The organism is Pseudomonas sp. GW821-FHT02B10 (assembly GCF_059421865.1).
This window is the reverse complement of record NZ_JBWKVU010000002.1, coordinates 470988-486957: the sequence shown is the minus strand read 5'-3', so window position 1 is coordinate 486957 and position 15970 is coordinate 470988. Positions and strand designations below refer to the sequence as shown.

The window sequence follows — 15970 nt, the reverse complement described above, 5'->3', positions numbered from 1 at the left end:
AGCCGTTCAGCCGAGGAACAGCTGATACGCCGGGTTATCACTCTCGTCCCAGTACGGGTAACCGATCTGCGCCAACGCCGCCGGTACCAGGTGGCGTTCGCTCGCCGGTACTTGCAGGCCGGCGACCACCCGGCCATCGGCCGCGCCATGGTTGCGGTAGTGGAACATCGAGATGTTCCAGCGCCCGCCGAGCTTGTTGAGGAAGTTGAACAGCGCGCCCGGGCGTTCCGGGAACTCGAAGCGGAACACCACTTCATCGCTGACCCGCGCGGCATGGCCACCGACCATGTGACGGATATGCAGCTTGGCCAGTTCGTTGTCGGTCAGATCGGTCACCGGGAAGCCCTGTTCGGACAGGCTGGCGATCAGCGCGCTGCGTGGATCGTTTTCCGGGTGGGTCTGCACGCCCACGAAGATGTGCGCTTCGCTGCCGGTGTTGTAGCGGTAATTGAATTCGGTGATCTGGCGCTTGCCGATGGCTTCGCAGAAGGCCTTGAAGCTGCCCGGCTTCTCCGGGATCGTCACGGCGATGATGGCCTCGCGGCCCTCGCCCAGCTCGGCGCGCTCAGCGACATGGCGCAGGCGGTCGAAGTTGACGTTGGCGCCGGAGTCGATGGCTACCAGGGTCTGCCCGCTGACACCGCGCTGCTCGACGTATTTCTTGATCCCGGCCACGCCCAGGGCGCCAGCCGGCTCGGTGATGGAGCGGGTGTCGTCGTAGATGTCCTTGATCGCCGCGCAGATCTCGTCGGTGCTGACGGTGATCACCTCATCCACGTAGTCCTTGCAGATATCGAAGGTGTGCTGGCCGATCTGCGCCACCGCGACACCGTCGGCGAAGATGCCCACGGTCGGCAGTACCACGCGTTCGCCGGCGGCCATGGCCGCTTGCAGGCAGTTGGAGTCGTCCGGCTCGACGCCGATGATCTTGATTTCCGGCCGCAGGTATTTGACGTAGGCCGCGATTCCGGCAATCAGGCCACCACCGCCGACCGGCACGAAGATCGCGTCCAGGCGCCCCGGATGCTGGCGCAAAATTTCCATCGCCACGGTGCCCTGCCCGGCAATGGTGTGCGGATCGTCGTACGGGTGGATATAGACGTAGCCTTTTTCGTCCACCAGCTTCAGCGAGTAGGCCAGGGCTTCCGGGAAAGTATCACCGTGCAGCACCACTTTGCCGCCGCGCGAGCGCACGCCTTCGACCTTGATCTCCGGGGTGGTCTTGGGCATCACGATGGTCGCCTTCACCCCCAGCACCTTGGCCGCCAGGGCCAGGCCCTGGGCATGGTTGCCGGCCGAGGCGGTGACCACGCCACGGGCGCGCTCGGCATCGCTGAGCTGGGTCAGCTTGTTGTAGGCGCCGCGAATCTTGAACGAGAACACCGGCTGCAAGTCTTCGCGCTTGAGCCAGATCTGATTGCCCAGCCGCTCGGAGAGCTGGCGGGCAGTCTGCAACGGGGTTTCTACGGCAACGTCGTAAACGCGCGAGGTGAGGATCTTTTTGACGTACTGTTCGAGCATCGGAAAGCATCACTGAGCGGGTTGGGCAGGGCCAGCGAGTCTAACCCAGCGTTTACCCGGGCGACCACACGAATCCAGAGGTTTTAAAAGCCCCGTAGCCGCTGCCGGTGGCTGCGATAGGTCTGCAGGTCCTCCGGCCACTCTCGTCTGTCACGACCTGACGGTCGATCGCAGCCTTCGGCAGCGGCTACAAAAAGCGGTTCGCCAAACGGGCAATGACCTGCTCAGGACACCGGCCTATAATGCCGGCCTTTCCGTTCCCCCCCTTGCCCGCTTCCGGAGCCCGCATGACCCAGGATCAACTCAAACAGGCCGTGGCCCAGGCTGCCGTCGACCTCATCCTCCCGAAACTCGATGACAAGAGCATCGTCGGGGTCGGCACCGGCTCCACCGCCAACTGCTTCATCGACGCCCTGGCCCAGCACAAGGCCGCCTTCGACGGCGCGGTCGCCAGCTCCGAAGCCACCGCGGCGCGCCTCAAGGGCCACGGCATCCCGGTGTACGAACTGAACACCGTCAGCGACCTGGAGTTCTACATCGACGGCGCCGACGAAAGCGACGAACACCTGAACCTGATCAAGGGCGGCGGCGCGGCCCTGACCCGCGAGAAAATCGTCGCGGCGGTAGCCAAGACCTTTATCTGCATCGCCGACGCCAGCAAGCTGGTGCCGGTGCTGGGCGCCTTCCCGCTGCCGGTGGAAGTGATCCCCATGGCCCGCAGCCACGTGGCCCGCGAGCTGGTGAAGCTCGGTGGCGACCCGGTCTACCGCGAAGGCGTGATCACCGACAACGGCAACATCATTCTTGACGTGCACAACATGCAGATCACCAATCCGGTGGAGCTGGAAGCGCAGATCAACGCTATTGTCGGCGTGGTCACCAACGGCCTGTTCGCCGCCCGCCCGGCCGACGTGCTGCTACTGGGCACCCGCGACGGCGTGAAGACCCTCACCGCCTGATGCCGCCGATTTCGCCCCCGCCGCAATGGCGGGGGCGAAAGCTCTCCCGTCCAGCCCCGCCCTGCCCTCCCGCACCAACCTCGCCACTACTGCTACTTTTCGCTGCATTTAGCCGCAGAAATATCCGAATTCGCGCACCAGGTCTCAGTGCGGCCCACGACTTCCGGTATCAAATCCGTTACAAATTAACGCCAGGCGACGTTCGGTTTAAGCAATGCGCCAATACAAGGTCGCCCAAGGAATGAGGCGCGCATTGTGCAACTGCCCCGTTTTTTCATCCCTCAAGGAAGATCACCGTGCTCAAGCCCCTCACGCTTGCCGTCAGTCTCGCCAGCGTTCTGCTGTCCACCCAGGCCTTCGCCTATGAATACGGCGAACACGCCGCCACCACCCTCGACAAACTGATCAACGACTACCCCGGCCGCTACCGTGGCACCGCCAACTTCGCCGGTGCCGCCGACTGGATGCAAAGCCAGATGGGCAGCGCCTACGGCATCAGCCGCCAGGACTTTTCCTGGACCGCCGGCGGCAACAGCCGCAGCTCGCAAAACGTGGTGGCCTACGCCGCCGGGACCAAGCCGCAATACGTGGTGGTCGGCGCGCACTTCGATACTTATTTCGGCCGCCCGACCCTGCAAGGCCTGGACGACAACGGCTCCGGCGCCAGCGTGCTGACCGAAATCGCCCGCAACCTCGGCGGGCTGCAGCTGGAAAACGGCTTGCAGGTGGTCGGCTTCGGCGCCGAGGAGGAAGGCCTGCGCGGCTCCAGGGCGTTCGTCGATTCCCTCAGCGCCAGCCAGCGCGCCAACATGCTGGCCATGATCAACCTCGACAGCCTGATCACCGGCGACATGATGTATGCCCACGCCGGACAGAACAGCAGCGCCAACCCGGCCCTGGCCTCGTTGCGCGAACATACCCTGCAGATCGCCAGGGAACTGCAGATCAATCTGTTCACCAACCCCGGCCTCGACCCGGCATACCCCGCGGGCACCGGTTGCTGCAGCGACGGCGAAGCCTTCGAAGGGCTGAACATCCCGATTCTCTACATCGAGGCCACCAACTGGGAAATCGGCGACCTGGACGGCTACACCCAGACCACCAACCCGGCCATCCCCGGCGGCTCCACCTGGCACGATCCCGCCGAGGACAATAAGGCGGTGCTGACCAACGCCTTCGGCCAGGAACGCATCGACCAGCGCCTGCGCGATTACTCGCGCCTGCTCAGCCGCCTGGTCCTGGAGCTGACCAACGCCGACCTGCTGGCCTCCACCGCCTCCGGCGGCGCTGTGGCGCGCAACCAGCAGGATCATCTGCAACGCCAGCATCAGGCCATGGTCCGGCTGCACGACCGGCGCTGGCTGACCTTGCAGGCGATGGGCCGGGAAGTCGGCAGTTTCGATGGCGAGATCGGCATCGACGGCGAATACAGCCCCGACAGCGGTTTCGACAGCGCGCCCAATCCCGAGGCGCGTCGGCTGGGGGTGCATGCCTTGGGCGACTACCAGCTCAATTCGAGCCTGAATGTCGGCGCCAGCCTCAGCTACCAGAACGGTCGCGACAAGCTCGAGCACCGCGGCAAGCTCGACAGCGACACCTGGCAGGCGGCGGTCTACGCCTTGCTCAACGATGGCGGCCCGCAATGGCTGGCCGGCGACCTGAGCGTCGGTCGCACCCGCTTCGAATCCAAGCGCAACCTGGTGATCCAGGCCAACGGCGGCCCGGTACTGCTGAACCAGAAACTGACGGGCGATACCGACGCCCTGACCCTGGGCGCCCGCGTGCTCGGCGGTTACGACTTCGACTTCGGTGCGATCAAGAGCGGCCCCTTCGCCGGCCTCGATTACACCCACTACCGCATCGACCGCTTCCACGAGAAGCAGGACCTGCGCACGGCGCTGAGTTATGAGGAGCAGTCATTCGATTCGCTGGAAGCCAGCCTCGGCTGGCGTGTTCGCGGTGCCGTGGCCCTGCCTTACGGCATGAGCCTGCTGCCTTATGGCGACCTGGCCTGGGTCAAGGAGTTGGCGGATGGCCGCCTGGACGACCTGGACCTGACCAGCCGCGCCGATGGTCAAGTGCGCGTGGCTCGCCTGGGCGGCGTGGACAAGAGCTTCGGCCGCGCCCAGCTCGGCAGCCAGCTGGCGATCACCCCACAGCTGGGGCTGTACGCCGAGGTCAACGGCCGGATCGGTCATGCCGAAGGCAGCCAGACCGGCTACTCCCTCGGCGTGCAGTGGCAGTTTTGAGCGGTAGCCTTTAGCCGATCCTTGTAGCCGCTGCCGAGCTTGCGAGGCTGCGATCGAGGACGCAGTCCTCGCTGATCCGGTGCATGCGGACTGTCTGGGAGGATCGGGTTGTCTGGTTTGCGGCCGCTGCGCGCCCGGGCGCAGCCTCGCGGGCTCGGCAGCGGCTACAGGGCTACAGGGTTACGGGGCGGGTTTCTTGAAGACGTAGAACAGGTTCGGCTCACTGACCAGGTACAGGGTGCCGTCGTCGTCCATGGCAATGCCTTCGGCCTGCGGCACCGTGGCCTGCAAGCCTTGCCGGCCCTTGCGCAGCGACATGGTGCTCAGGGGCCGGCCATCCACGTCCAGCTCCAGCACCAGCCACGACTCATCCGACAGCGCCAGCAGATGCCCGGTGCGCTCGTCGTATTGCAGGCTGGACAGGTCACGCACGAACAACCCGGCATCGCGCTTGGGGTTGTTGACCACATGCACCGCGTAGGATTTCTCCGGGTCGTAATGCGGGAAACCCTTGACCTCGTAGATCAGCATCGGGTCGCGTTCCTTGGCGACGAACAGGCGCTTGCCCACCGAATCGTAGGCCAGGCCCTCGAAGCCCTTGTTGCCGCTCATGTGCACACCCAGGGTCATCTGCTCGGCGTCCGCCGCGTCGAGGAACACCGTGTCCTCCTCCAGATGGATCTTGATCAGCCGCTGCTGGCGCTCGTCGGTGATCACATAGGTGTCGGCGCTGATGAACTCGACCGCTTCCGGGTCGCCAAAACCGGTCAGGGCGATACGCCGCAGGATGCGCCCGTCGAGCGACAGCTCGATCAGCTCGGCATTCTTGTTGGTCACGGTGAACAGGCTTTTGCGCACCGGATCGTAGGTCAGCGCCGAGACGTCATCCAGGCCTTCGATCTTTTGTGCTTCGAGAGTCACCCGATAGCCATCAAGGCCAATGGCATCGGTGTTGGCCGGCTGCGACATGACCCGCCAGTTGAACCACAGGCGCTCGAAGTAACGGTGGTGCTGCCCGGCAATGCCCAGCAGCACCAGCACGATAAAACACAGGAGGAGGAACAGCGGTTTGGGATAGGCGAGTCGACGCATGCTGGCAAGCTCAAATACAAATCAGGCGGATGAAATATCACGGCCGGATGAATTTAAACTTAATCGCAGCGGGCGTATGCCGGATTATGGCCTTTTGCCGCCAGAAACCTCTGAATCAGTGCTTCTCAAAGCGATAGAACAGATTGGGTTCGCTGACCATGTACAGGTTGCCCTGCTCATCCATGGCCACGCCCTCGGCCCGCGGAATGGTGTCTTTGAGGCCATTGAAACCGCCCAGCAAGGTCATGAAGCTGACTTGCTCGCCGGTTTCGTCCAGCTCCAGCAACATGTGCGAATCGGCGGACAGCACCAGGGTATGACCGGTGCGAGGGTCGATGCTCAGGGCGGACAGGTTGCGCAGGTCCAGCTCATCGCTTTCCAGTTTCTGCTTGTCCCCCTTGAGGGTCTGGCTGCCGTCGCTGTTCCAGGTGAACAGTGCCGGCGGACGCTCCTCGCCCAGCAGCAACTGCTGCTTACGCGCATCCCAGGCCACGGCCTCGAATGCCTTGTTCTGGTCCTGCGAAGGCCCCAAGTCGTATTTCGGGAAGTCGGAAATATTCAGCTCGCGGGTATTGGCATCCACCTTGACGATGGTCAGCAGGTGATCGCGCTCGTCGACAATCCCCAGCAGGCTGTTCCCCATGACCGTCACCCCTTCCGGGTTGCTCCAGCCCACCAGCGGCATCTTGCGCAGCACATCGCCCTGCAGGTTCAACTCGACCAGGAACGGGTTCTTGCCCATCACCGCAAACAGGGTCTTGGTCTGCGGGTTGTAGGCCAGGTCGGAGGCCTCGTCCTTCTCCATGCCCGGCAGTACCTTGGCGTCGATCACCGCGCGGTAATCCGGCAGCCAGACACTTTCCTGACGCTCGGCCGGGGTTTCGAAACGCTCCAGCACCCAGAGCAAGCCACGGTCGTCCCAGTGCATGGCGATCGCGATGCCATAGCTCACGATGCCCGCCAGCAACAGCCAGGAATACCAGCGCATGGCGAACAATCCGCGGCGGCGAACAGTGTGAAGCTCGGGGGTGTGAGGCACGGACATGGGAGCGCGTTCCAGAAAACCAGCTATGGGTAATAGCACATCGGGGCAGACTCAGACGTCTGTAATCGGAAAATTATCCAGAACGGATGTGAAAAAAACGGCAAAAGGTCGGAAATGCCCCAGCGCCGGTACTTTCGCTGAAGAGGTCCGCCCATTGCAGGCGGGCCTCGCGTCGAAAACCACTGGATCAGCTAACGCGACTCTCGAAGCGGCTGACGCCCGGCAGCTCCAGCACCAGCTCGTCGCCCACGTTCAGCGGACCGACGCCCACCGGCGTACCGGTCAGGATCACGTCGCCCGCCTGCAGGGAGAAACAGCCGGCCATGTACTGGATCATCGGTACGATCGGGTTGAGCATGATGCTGCTGTTGCCGTCCTGACGGACCTCGCCGTTGATGGTCAGGCGAATATTGATGTCGGTCAGGTCCGGGAACGTACTGCCGACCACAAAGGGCGCCAGCACGCAGGCGCCGTCGAAGCACTTGGAGATTTCCCAGGGCAGGCCCTTGGCCTTGAGCTCGGCCTGCTTGTCGCGCAGGGTCAGGTCCAGGGCCGGGGCGAAACCGGAGATGGCATCCAGCACTTCTTCGCGGCTGGGCTGCGTCGACAGTGGCTTGCCGATCAATACCGCGATTTCCGCCTCGTAATGCACGGAGCCACGCTCGGTGGGGATGGCAAAACCGCCTTCCAGCGGCACCACGCAACTGCCCGGCTTGATAAACAGCAGCGGCTCGCTCGGCACCGGATTGTCCAGTTCCTTGGCGTGCTCGGCATAGTTGCGCCCGATGCACACGATCTTGCCGACCGGGAAATGAATACGGGTACCGTCGACATACTGGTGCTGATAGCTCATTACCGACTCCTGCTCGTTTGGTTCATCAGGTACCGCTGCTTGAGTGACCCTTAGGTCAAACAGCGAAAATCTTGCCCGGGTTCATGATGCCGTTCGGGTCGAACACCGCCTTGACCGCCTTCATGTAGTCGATTTCCACCGGCGAACGGCTGTAGGTCAGGTAATCGCGCTTGGTCATGCCCACCCCGTGCTCGGCGGAAATCGAGCCGTTGTACTTCTCGACGGTTTCGAACACCCACTTGTTGACGGTGGCGCACTTGGCGAAGAACTCGTCCTTGCTCAGGTCGTCCGGCTTGAGGATGTTCAGGTGCAGGTTGCCGTCGCCGATGTGGCCATACCAGACCACTTCGAAGTCCGGGTAGTTTTGCGCGACGATCGCGTCAATATCCTTCAGGAAAGCCGGCACCTTCGACACCGTGACCGAAATGTCGTTCTTGTACGGGGTCCAGTGCGAGATGGTCTCGGAGATGTACTCGCGCAATTTCCACAGGTTCTGCAGTTGCTGCTCGCTCTGGCTCATCACGCCGTCCAGCACCCAGCCCTGCTCCACGCAATGCTCGAAGGTGGCCAGGGCGTCGTTGGCCACGTCCTCGTTGCTGGCTTCGAACTCCAGCAGCACATAGAACGGGCAGTCGGTCTCGAACGGCGCCGGGACGTCGCCGCGGCCGAGGATCTTGGCCAGGGCCTTGTCGGAGAAAAATTCGAAGGCGGTCAGGTCGAGCTTGCCCTGGAAGGCATGCAGCACCGGCATGATCGAGTCGAAATCCGGCGTACCGAGCACCATCGCCGTGAGGTTGTTCGGCGCGCGTTCCAGGCGCATGGTGGCCTCGACCACGAAGCCCAGGGTGCCCTCGGCGCCGATGAACAGCTGGCGCAGGTCGTAGCCGGTGGCGTTCTTGACCAGGTCCTTGTTCAACTCCAGCAGGTCGCCCTTGCCGGTGACCACTTTCAGGCCAGCCACCCAGTTGCGGGTCATGCCGTAGCGAATCACCTTGATCCCGCCGGCATTGGTGCTGATATTGCCGCCAATCTGGCTGGAACCGGCGGAAGCGAAGTCCACCGGGTAATACAGGCCACTTTCTTCGGCGCGGTTCTGCAACTGCTCGGTCACCACGCCCGGCTGGCAGACCGCGGTGCGGTCGGTCAGGTTCAGGTCGAGGATCTGGTTCATGTAGTCGAAAGACACCACCACTTCGCCATTGGCCGCCACCGCGGCAGCCGACAGGCCGGTACGGCCGCCGGACGGCACCAGCGCGACCTGGTGCCGGTTGGCCCAGCGCACGATGGCCTGGACCTGCTCGATGGTCTTGGGAAAGACGATGGCGCTCGGCGCCGGGGCGAAGTGTTTGGTCCAATCCTTGCCGTAAGCATTCAGGGAGTCGGCATCGGTCAGGACCTTGCCAGCCTCGACCAGGGTCTTCAGCTCATCAATCAGCGCAGGATTGGTCATCGACAGAACTCTCGAACAATTCATGGTCATCCTGAGAACGCTTCACGTCGCAGGAACGAGTGTTTCGCGGGGTCCGTATGCTAGCATACGACCCCCCGCAGAATAGTGCCGAAGGGCGTTCTGCGGCGACGGCTTTCCTGCCGTCCGGGTCAGCATCTGTTGACCATTTCCTGCCATTTTTCTCCGGGACACAGGTTTACGCAGATGAGCAAGACTTCTCTCGATAAGAGCAAGATCAAGTTCCTTCTTCTCGAAGGCGTCCACCAATCGGCTGTCGACGTCCTCAAGGCCGCGGGCTACACCAGTATCGAGTACCTCACCGGTTCTCTGCCGGAAGCCCAGCTGAAGGAAAAGATCGCCGATGCGCACTTCATCGGCATTCGCTCCCGCACCCAACTGACTGAAGAAATCTTCGATCACGCGAAGAAGCTCGTCGCTGTTGGCTGCTTCTGCATCGGCACCAACCAGGTCGACCTCGACGCGGCTCGCGAGCGCGGTATCGCGGTGTTCAACGCACCGTACTCCAACACCCGTTCCGTAGCCGAATTGGTGCTGGCCGAAGCGATCCTGCTGCTGCGCGGTATCCCGGAGAAGAACGCCTCCTGCCACCGTGGCGGCTGGATCAAGAGCGCGGCCAACTCCTTCGAGATCCGTGGCAAGAAGCTGGGCATCGTCGGCTACGGCTCGATCGGCACCCAACTGTCGGTCCTGGCCGAAGGCCTGGGCATGCAGGTGTTCTTCTACGACACCGTGACCAAGCTGCCACTGGGTAACGCCACTCAGGTCGGCAACCTGCACGAGCTGCTGGGCATGTCCGACATCGTCACCCTGCACGTTCCGGAAACCGCTGCCACCCAGTGGATGATCGGCGAGAAGGAAATCCGCGCCATCAAGAAAGGCGGCATCCTGATCAACGCCGCCCGCGGCACCGTGGTCGAGCTGGACCACCTGGCCGCAGCGATCAAGGACAAGCACCTGATCGGCGCCGCCATCGACGTGTTCCCGGTGGAGCCACGCTCCAACGACGAAGAGTTCGAAAGCCCGCTGCGCGGCCTGGACAACGTGATCCTGACCCCGCACATCGGCGGCTCGACCGCCGAAGCCCAGGCCAACATCGGCCTGGAAGTGGCAGAGAAGCTGGTCAAGTACAGCGACAACGGTACTTCGGTATCGTCCGTGAACTTCCCGGAAGTGGCCCTGCCGGCTCACCCTGGCAAGCACCGCCTGCTGCACATCCACGAGAACATCCCGGGTGTGATGAGCGAGATCAACAAGGTCTTCGCCGAAAACGGCATCAACATCTCCGGTCAGTTCCTGCAGACCAACGAGAAGGTTGGCTACGTGGTGATCGACGTCGACGCCGAATACTCGGAGCTGGCGCAGGAGAAGCTGCAACACGTCAACGGCACCATCCGCAGCCGCGTGCTGTTCTAAGCACTCGCTGGCAATAAAAAGGGAGGCCCTGGGGCCTCCCTTTTTATTTACAGGCAGTTTCGTTTACAGGCAGTTTTTACCGTCCGCGCTTACTTGACGGTGATGGTGATCTTTTCCGAAACGATTGGCGGGTCGAACGGCACGTGGTTCTTGTCGCCCAGCTCCAGCTGCAGGGTGTGCCTGCCCGGGGCCAGGGTCAGCTCGGTTTCGGTCTGGGCCTTGCCGAAGTGGATGTGCTGGGCGTCGGCCGGGATCGGCATGTTTTCCGCTGGCAGCTTGTCGACGTCGACCAGCAGGTGGTGGTGCCCGGTGTGCGGAGTCTGGTCGCCGGCGGGCGCCAGGGAGATGTCGCTGACGCCGAACTTGACCTTGAAGGTCTTGGCCACGGTATCGCCATTGACCGGGGTGACGATAAATACAGAAGCGCCTTCCGGCGCCTTGGTGCGAGGCATATCCGCAGAAGCCAGCATCGAAGCCCCCAGCATCAGGCCGGCCAATGCAGCACGAGATATAAAGGTTTTCATTCTATTCTCCAGTTTTTCCGCAAAATCGGTACGGTTATGACAACTTCGTGGCATATCGTTGTCGAAGGGCAATCAACACCATAGCAAAGCGAGCCTGAACAGCGCATCGCACATATAAATTCAAGGAGTGACCATGCGTTTCCTGCCTGGCCTGATACTTTTGCTACCTCTTGTGAGCACTTACGCTCAAGCCGAACTGATCGACGATGTGAACGATCGCGGGGAACTGCGTATCGCGCTGGAGGCCAATACCCCGCCCTTCAACTTCAAGGACGACGGCAAACTCACCGGTTTCGAAGTCGAGCTGGGCCAACTGCTCGCCCGGGAACTGGATGTGCGGGCGGACTTCGTGGTCGCCGACGCTGCCGACCTGCTACCTGGCGTCGAAAGCGGCCGCTACGACATCGCCATCAATCACGTAGCAATGACCCCGGAACTCAAGGATCGTTTCGACTTCAGCGAGCCTTACAGTTATTCCAGTGCACAATTGATCGTACGCAAGGAAGAAGCGCGCGCGTTGGGCAGCCTGCAGGCGCTCCAGGGGCAGGCCCTCGGTGTGGCCCAGGGCAGCCAGTTCGCCGAGCAGGCACGCACCGTTGAAGGCATCGACCTGCGCAGCTACCCGAACGCCCAGCAACCCATCAAGGATGTGGCCGACAAGCAGCTCGACGCGGCCATCAGCGACCGCCTGCTGATCCCCTACGCCATTCGCGACAGCCGCTTGCCGGTGAAGGAAGGCGCCAAGGTCGGGCCGACCCTGAGCCTGGCGATCCCGTTCCAGAAAGGTAACCCGGCGTTCCAGGCGAGCCTCGACGGCGCGCTGCAGCGCATCAAGGCCGATGGCCGGCTGATGGCGTTGTCGGAAAAATGGTTCGGCATGGATGCGAGCAAGCCGCCCAAGCCTTGATGTTGTAGTCGCTGCCGCAGGCTGCAGCCGCGGAAAACTTGATATCGCCGAGGTCCTGCGGACCTTTCGCAGCCTGCGGCAGCGGCTACAGGGGCTAGAGCGCCGCCAGGGCCGCGGCGGCCTCGGCCAGTTCCAGCTCGCTGAACACTTGCACCCCGGCGCGCTTGAGCAAGGCGGCGGTGACGCCCTCGCCGCTGACCTTGACCCCGCTGAAGCTGCCGTCATAGGTCAGCAGATTGCCGCAGGACGGGCTGTTGGCCTTGAGCACGGCGATGCGGATCCCGTGTTCGCGTACCAGCTCCAGCGCCTGCCGGGCGCCGCTGAGGAACTCGGCGCTGACATCCTCGCCCTCGGTGGTGATGACCCGCGCCAGGCCATCGAGCACTTCACCGCCCTGCCCGCCGGGTATTTCCGCGGCCGCCCGTGGCGTCGGCAAGCCGCCGGCGACTTCCGGGCACAGCGCAACCACCCGGCCCTCGGCCTGCCAGCGCGCCAATTGATCGAACGGCCCGCTGGCCGCCCCGTCGTAACGCACGCGGTGGCCCAACAGGCAGCGGCTGACCAGGATCTTGTGCATGATCAGAACGGCTCGTTGCCACGACGGCGGAACCAGCCTGTCAAGGACAGGCGCTCCCGGGTCGCGGGCAGGACTTCGTGGGGCACCTCGCCGGAGAGGAACACCACCAGCCGGCCGCCGGCGGGATCCACGTCGTATTCGCTCTCGCCATCGAAGTACATGCGCAGTTGGCCGCCCTGCTCCGGCAGCCAGTCCTGGTTGAGGTAGATCACCGCCGAGACCATGCGCCGGTCATCGTCGCGGAAACGGTCGACGTGCTTGAGGTAGAACGCCCCTGGCGGGTACAGGGCGAAATGGCTTTCGAAGTCTTCCAGGCCGAGGAACAGCCCGCGGTTCAGCGCCTCGCGCAGGCTGTCCATCAACCCCAGGTAGGTATCGCAGCAGTCGGCCTGGCCGGGCTCGAGCCACTGGATATGATCGCCACGGATCCCCTCGCGAATCTCCTGCGCCGGACCACGGCCAACCGCCGCCGGCGCCAGCTCGCCTTCGGCCGCGCGCTTACGGCACTCGGCCGCCAGCTCCAGGGTCAGGGCTTCTGGCAGGAAGATGTTCTGCTGCGACCAGCCACGGGTGGCCAGGTCATCGACAATGCGTAACAGCAGGGGGTGATCAGAGGGTATTTGCATGGCGCGCATAGTATCCACACCCAGATGAATCCGACAGATCCGCGAGAGAATTCTGACCAAGCAGCCTGGCGCCGCCTCTGTTCGTCGTTCGATCGGACAGTTTGCGTACTGAACCTGATACGAATTCTCGACAACCATCGCCTCGCCCCGGAGAATAGTGGGCTGCCGACAGGAGTCCTTATGCGCCGTTTGCTTTTTTCACTATTGATGTTCTGTGTGTTGCCCGCCTGGGCAGACGGCCACGACCAGTTGTACAAGGTCGCCGGCTGGCCGGAACAACGCGCGCATTTCAACGATGCTCTTACCGCCGCCCAGCAGCGTTACCAGAATAGCCTGCCGCCAGCGGTCTATCAGGCCCTGGTCAATAACAGCAACCAGCGCTTCGCGCCGCAGGCCATGGATCGCCGCGCCCAGGCGCAGCTGCGGCAGAATCTCGCCGACCCGAAACCGGCCCTGGCGTTTTTCCAGTCGCCGCTGGGGCGCAAGATCGTTGCCGCCGAACTGCTGGCGACCCGCCGCGACCAACTGGCGAAGAATGCCCAAGGCCTGCCGAAGATGCAGGCCAGCGATACCCGTCAATTGATTATCGGCCACCTGGCCCAGGCGCTGCCGGCCCGTGAAGCCGGCGCGGAAGTCAGCCTGGCGATCGCCGGGGTGGCTGCCGACAGCCTGAGCCAGATGATCCCCGGCCTGCTGGGGGCCGGCCAGGCGCAGAACATGCTCAACGGCCAGCGCCAGCGGCTGATGGCGCAGATCGGCAACGACCTGAACAACACCCTGCTGTACGTCTATCGCGACCTGTCCGACCCCGAGCTGGAAGAGTTCGCCAACTTCGCCGAGTCCGCCGAAGGCAAGGCCTACTACCAGGCCGCCCTCGCCGCGATCCGCGCCGGGCTGGCCGTCGGCCAGAGCACTTCGAGCCTTGCGCCCTAAACACCTCTTGTAGCCGCTGCCGCAGGCTGCGATAGGTCCGTAGGACCTCAGTGGTCGCAAGATCGGCGCGACCGTGCCGGTCGATCGCAGCCTTCGGCAGCGGCTACAGGCGCGTGAATACCTTCAAAGATGCTGGTTCAGGAAGGCGAAGTATTCCTGGCGAATGCGCGCCGCCTCGTTCGCCAGGTGATGCCGCGCCTCGGGCAGCATCAGCACCTGCGGCTGCTGGAACTTCTGCCGGATCACCTGCAGGTTGTGCTGCCAATCCACTGTCATGTCCGCCTGCCCCTGAACGATCAGCGGCTGCCGGCTGCTGCGCGGGGCCAGCTCGATGCGCTTGATCCACTGCGCCAGCGCGCCGACCCAGGCAGTCGGCAGGCGCAGGGGTTGCAACGGGTCGCGCTGCAGGAACGGCAGGAAATCGGGGTCGGTGGAGTTCTCGCTGAAGCGCCGGGCGATGCCTTTGACGAAAGGCCGGAGCATGTAATAGCTGAGCTTCGACCAGCCCCAGGCACGCGGGCGCACCAGCGGCGAGAGCAGGATCACCTGGCCCTGGGCCGGGCTCCGCGTGCCCTGGTTGAGCAAGTGATCGATCACGATCGCCCCGCCCGTGCTTTGCCCGCACAGGTGCCAGGGCTGGGGCAGATCGAGGGACCGGGCTTCGTCGAACAGGCCTTGCAGCACCGCCTGGTACACCGCGAAATCATCGATGCTGGCGCGCTCGCCGCTGGACAGGCCATGACCCGGCAGGTCGCAGGCAATCACCACCCACTGCCGCTGCAGCGCCCACTCGATCACATGCCGGTACAAGCCCATGTGATCGTAGAAACCGTGCAACAGAAACAAGGTCGCCACCGGCTGCTCGGGCCACCAGACCTGGCCGACCACCTCAAAACCGCCGACCGCGAAACGCCCCAGCCCACGCTTGACCGGCAGATCCAGCCCATAGAAACGCTGATAGGCCTGCGCCTGGGCCGAGAGCGGCTGCGCCTCGGCCAGGGGCCGCAGGCTGGCGCGCAGAAGGTCGGGGTCGAAGGTCGCAGGCATAAGGGGTTTCCCAGGGTGGCGCGGAACGCGAAACAGGCTTTATCGGCCTGCGATATTCATCTGTCGGGGCAAGCATGGCAAGCTACGCGACCTTCGAGGAATGATCCGTATGCGTCTGCCCTACCGCACGACCCTGCTTGCCAGCCTGCTCGCCCTCCTGTGCGCCGGGGTGCTGTGGGTCGCCTACGACTGGTTCCAGGGACGTTTTCTGCGCACCTTCAGCGAACACACCGCGGTGTTTTCCGGCGACCCGCTGCAACTGCCGCCCGGTCTGGCCGGCAAAGGCGCCATCCGCCTGGTGCATTTCTGGGACCCGGCCTGCCCGTGCAATGTCGGCAACCAGCAGCACCTGGCTGAGCTGATCGAACACTACGGCCCGCAGGGCGTGGAGTTCTACTCAGTACAGAAGGCCGGCAGCCACAGCCAGTTGCCCGCCACCCTGAGCCGCCTGAAAATCCTCGACGGCTTGCCCGGCTCGGAGCAGATCCCCGCCAGCCCGGCCGTGGCGATCTGGGACCGCAATGGCACCCTGGCCTATTTCGGCCCCTACAGCGAAGGCCTGACCTGCAATTCCAGCAACAGCTTTATCGAACCTATCCTCCAGGCCCTGCACGAAGGCCGCGCGGTCAGCGCCACCCACACCTTGGCGGTGGGCTGTTATTGTCCATGGCCGAAACAGACGGATTAAGGCATTCCTGACTTTTCGCAGACAACGGATGCCCGGCACAGAAGGCCTGTGCTAAATGTTTGCCT

15 protein-coding genes are annotated in these 15970 nt (G+C 63.5%); 6 read left to right on the top strand and 9 right to left on the bottom strand.

Annotation, left to right across the window (positions count from 1 at the left end; genetic code table 11):
- Positions 1-6: 6 nt before the first annotated feature.
- Positions 7-1521, bottom strand: a complete 1515-nt coding sequence (gene ilvA, locus AC07VU_RS06090; RefSeq protein WP_007927333.1) for a threonine ammonia-lyase, biosynthetic — start codon at positions 1519-1521, stop codon at positions 7-9.
- A 287-nt stretch (positions 1522-1808) separates the two neighbouring features.
- On the opposite strand from ilvA, the gene rpiA reads away from it, so the two are divergent.
- Together rpiA and AC07VU_RS06080 are read left to right on the top strand one after the other, a co-directional pair.
- Positions 1809-2480 carry a ribose-5-phosphate isomerase RpiA gene (rpiA, locus tag AC07VU_RS06085; protein ID WP_007927332.1) on the top strand — a complete coding sequence of 224 codons (672 nt, stop codon included), beginning with the start codon at positions 1809-1811 and terminating at the stop codon, positions 2478-2480.
- Between the two features lie 296 nt (positions 2481-2776).
- A complete protein-coding gene (locus tag AC07VU_RS06080) occupies positions 2777-4729 on the top strand; it encodes an autotransporter domain-containing protein (RefSeq protein WP_495029614.1) in 1953 nt (650 codons plus the stop codon).
- 180 nt (positions 4730-4909) lie between these two features.
- Here the strand turns inward: AC07VU_RS06080 and AC07VU_RS06075 are convergent, their stop codons facing one another.
- The 4 genes from AC07VU_RS06075 to AC07VU_RS06060 form a co-directional block, all read right to left on the bottom strand.
- Positions 4910-5821: an SdiA-regulated domain-containing protein gene (locus tag AC07VU_RS06075; protein ID WP_053263023.1), complete on the bottom strand. Its 912-nt coding sequence runs from the start codon at positions 5819-5821 to the stop codon at positions 4910-4912.
- 115 nt (positions 5822-5936) lie between these two features.
- On the bottom strand, positions 5937-6866 hold the full coding sequence (locus AC07VU_RS06070; protein ID WP_274304955.1) for an SdiA-regulated domain-containing protein: 930 nt from the start codon (positions 6864-6866) through the stop codon (positions 5937-5939).
- Between the two features lie 187 nt (positions 6867-7053).
- Positions 7054-7719: a fumarylacetoacetate hydrolase family protein gene (locus AC07VU_RS06065; protein WP_053263025.1), complete on the bottom strand. Its 666-nt coding sequence runs from the start codon at positions 7717-7719 to the stop codon at positions 7054-7056.
- 55 nt (positions 7720-7774) lie between these two features.
- Positions 7775-9169 carry an FAD-binding oxidoreductase gene (locus AC07VU_RS06060; protein WP_092419328.1) on the bottom strand — a complete coding sequence of 465 codons (1395 nt, stop codon included), beginning with the start codon at positions 9167-9169 and terminating at the stop codon, positions 7775-7777.
- Between the two features lie 204 nt (positions 9170-9373).
- Between AC07VU_RS06060 and serA the strand changes: the two genes are divergently transcribed.
- Complete coding sequence (gene serA / locus AC07VU_RS06055) at positions 9374-10603, top strand: phosphoglycerate dehydrogenase (protein ID WP_007932850.1); 1230 nt, start codon at positions 9374-9376, stop codon at positions 10601-10603.
- A gap of 89 nt (positions 10604-10692) precedes the next feature.
- Here the strand turns inward: serA and AC07VU_RS06050 are convergent, their stop codons facing one another.
- The gene (locus AC07VU_RS06050; RefSeq protein ID WP_495029613.1) at positions 10693-11127 is read right to left on the bottom strand and encodes a DUF4399 domain-containing protein; all 435 of its coding nucleotides are present in this window, start codon (positions 11125-11127) and stop codon (positions 10693-10695) included.
- A 133-nt stretch (positions 11128-11260) separates the two neighbouring features.
- Between AC07VU_RS06050 and AC07VU_RS06045 the strand changes: the two genes are divergently transcribed.
- A complete protein-coding gene (locus AC07VU_RS06045) occupies positions 11261-12034 on the top strand; it encodes a transporter substrate-binding domain-containing protein (RefSeq protein ID WP_053263027.1) in 774 nt (257 codons plus the stop codon).
- A 94-nt stretch (positions 12035-12128) separates the two neighbouring features.
- Here the strand turns inward: AC07VU_RS06045 and AC07VU_RS06040 are convergent, their stop codons facing one another.
- Entirely contained in the window at positions 12129-12611 is a 483-nt protein-coding gene (locus AC07VU_RS06040) for a 2-thiouracil desulfurase family protein (protein ID WP_124353013.1), read from the bottom strand.
- A gap of 2 nt (positions 12612-12613) precedes the next feature.
- Positions 12614-13246 (bottom strand): 2OG-Fe(II) oxygenase, encoded by a 633-nt coding sequence (locus AC07VU_RS06035; protein WP_009051368.1) that lies wholly within the window; start codon positions 13244-13246, stop codon positions 12614-12616.
- A gap of 171 nt (positions 13247-13417) precedes the next feature.
- Between AC07VU_RS06035 and AC07VU_RS06030 the strand changes: the two genes are divergently transcribed.
- Positions 13418-14170 (top strand): DUF2059 domain-containing protein, encoded by a 753-nt coding sequence (locus AC07VU_RS06030; RefSeq protein WP_016702898.1) that lies wholly within the window; start codon positions 13418-13420, stop codon positions 14168-14170.
- A 123-nt stretch (positions 14171-14293) separates the two neighbouring features.
- Here the strand turns inward: AC07VU_RS06030 and bipL are convergent, their stop codons facing one another.
- Positions 14294-15217: a phospholipase BipL gene (bipL, locus tag AC07VU_RS06025; RefSeq protein ID WP_274304958.1), complete on the bottom strand. Its 924-nt coding sequence runs from the start codon at positions 15215-15217 to the stop codon at positions 14294-14296.
- Positions 15218-15326: 109 nt separating this feature from the next.
- On the opposite strand from bipL, the gene AC07VU_RS06020 reads away from it, so the two are divergent.
- Positions 15327-15905 (top strand): DUF6436 domain-containing protein, encoded by a 579-nt coding sequence (locus AC07VU_RS06020; RefSeq protein WP_495029612.1) that lies wholly within the window; start codon positions 15327-15329, stop codon positions 15903-15905.
- The last annotated feature ends 65 nt before the right edge of the window (positions 15906-15970 follow it).

What these genes read in the sequence shown, in the direction of transcription:
- ilvA (WP_007927333.1), bottom strand. Translation starts at nt 1,521, where the DNA reads ATGCTCGAACAGTACGTCAAAAAGATCCTCACCTCGCGCGTTTACGAC.
- rpiA (WP_007927332.1), top strand. Translation starts at nt 1,809, where the DNA reads ATGACCCAGGATCAACTCAAACAGGCCGTGGCCCAGGCTGCCGTCGAC.
- AC07VU_RS06075 (WP_053263023.1), bottom strand. Translation starts at nt 5,821, where the DNA reads ATGCGTCGACTCGCCTATCCCAAACCGCTGTTCCTCCTCCTGTGTTTT.
- AC07VU_RS06070 (WP_274304955.1), bottom strand. Translation starts at nt 6,866, where the DNA reads ATGTCCGTGCCTCACACCCCCGAGCTTCACACTGTTCGCCGCCGCGGA.
- AC07VU_RS06065 (WP_053263025.1), bottom strand. Translation starts at nt 7,719, where the DNA reads ATGAGCTATCAGCACCAGTATGTCGACGGTACCCGTATTCATTTCCCG.
- AC07VU_RS06060 (WP_092419328.1), bottom strand. Translation starts at nt 9,169, where the DNA reads ATGACCAATCCTGCGCTGATTGATGAGCTGAAGACCCTGGTCGAGGCT.
- serA (WP_007932850.1), top strand. Translation starts at nt 9,374, where the DNA reads ATGAGCAAGACTTCTCTCGATAAGAGCAAGATCAAGTTCCTTCTTCTC.
- AC07VU_RS06050 (WP_495029613.1), bottom strand. Translation starts at nt 11,127, where the DNA reads ATGAAAACCTTTATATCTCGTGCTGCATTGGCCGGCCTGATGCTGGGG.
- AC07VU_RS06045 (WP_053263027.1), top strand. Translation starts at nt 11,261, where the DNA reads ATGCGTTTCCTGCCTGGCCTGATACTTTTGCTACCTCTTGTGAGCACT.
- AC07VU_RS06040 (WP_124353013.1), bottom strand. Translation starts at nt 12,611, where the DNA reads ATGCACAAGATCCTGGTCAGCCGCTGCCTGTTGGGCCACCGCGTGCGT.
- AC07VU_RS06035 (WP_009051368.1), bottom strand. Translation starts at nt 13,246, where the DNA reads ATGCGCGCCATGCAAATACCCTCTGATCACCCCCTGCTGTTACGCATT.
- AC07VU_RS06030 (WP_016702898.1), top strand. Translation starts at nt 13,418, where the DNA reads ATGCGCCGTTTGCTTTTTTCACTATTGATGTTCTGTGTGTTGCCCGCC.
- bipL (WP_274304958.1), bottom strand. Translation starts at nt 15,217, where the DNA reads ATGCCTGCGACCTTCGACCCCGACCTTCTGCGCGCCAGCCTGCGGCCC.
- AC07VU_RS06020 (WP_495029612.1), top strand. Translation starts at nt 15,327, where the DNA reads ATGCGTCTGCCCTACCGCACGACCCTGCTTGCCAGCCTGCTCGCCCTC.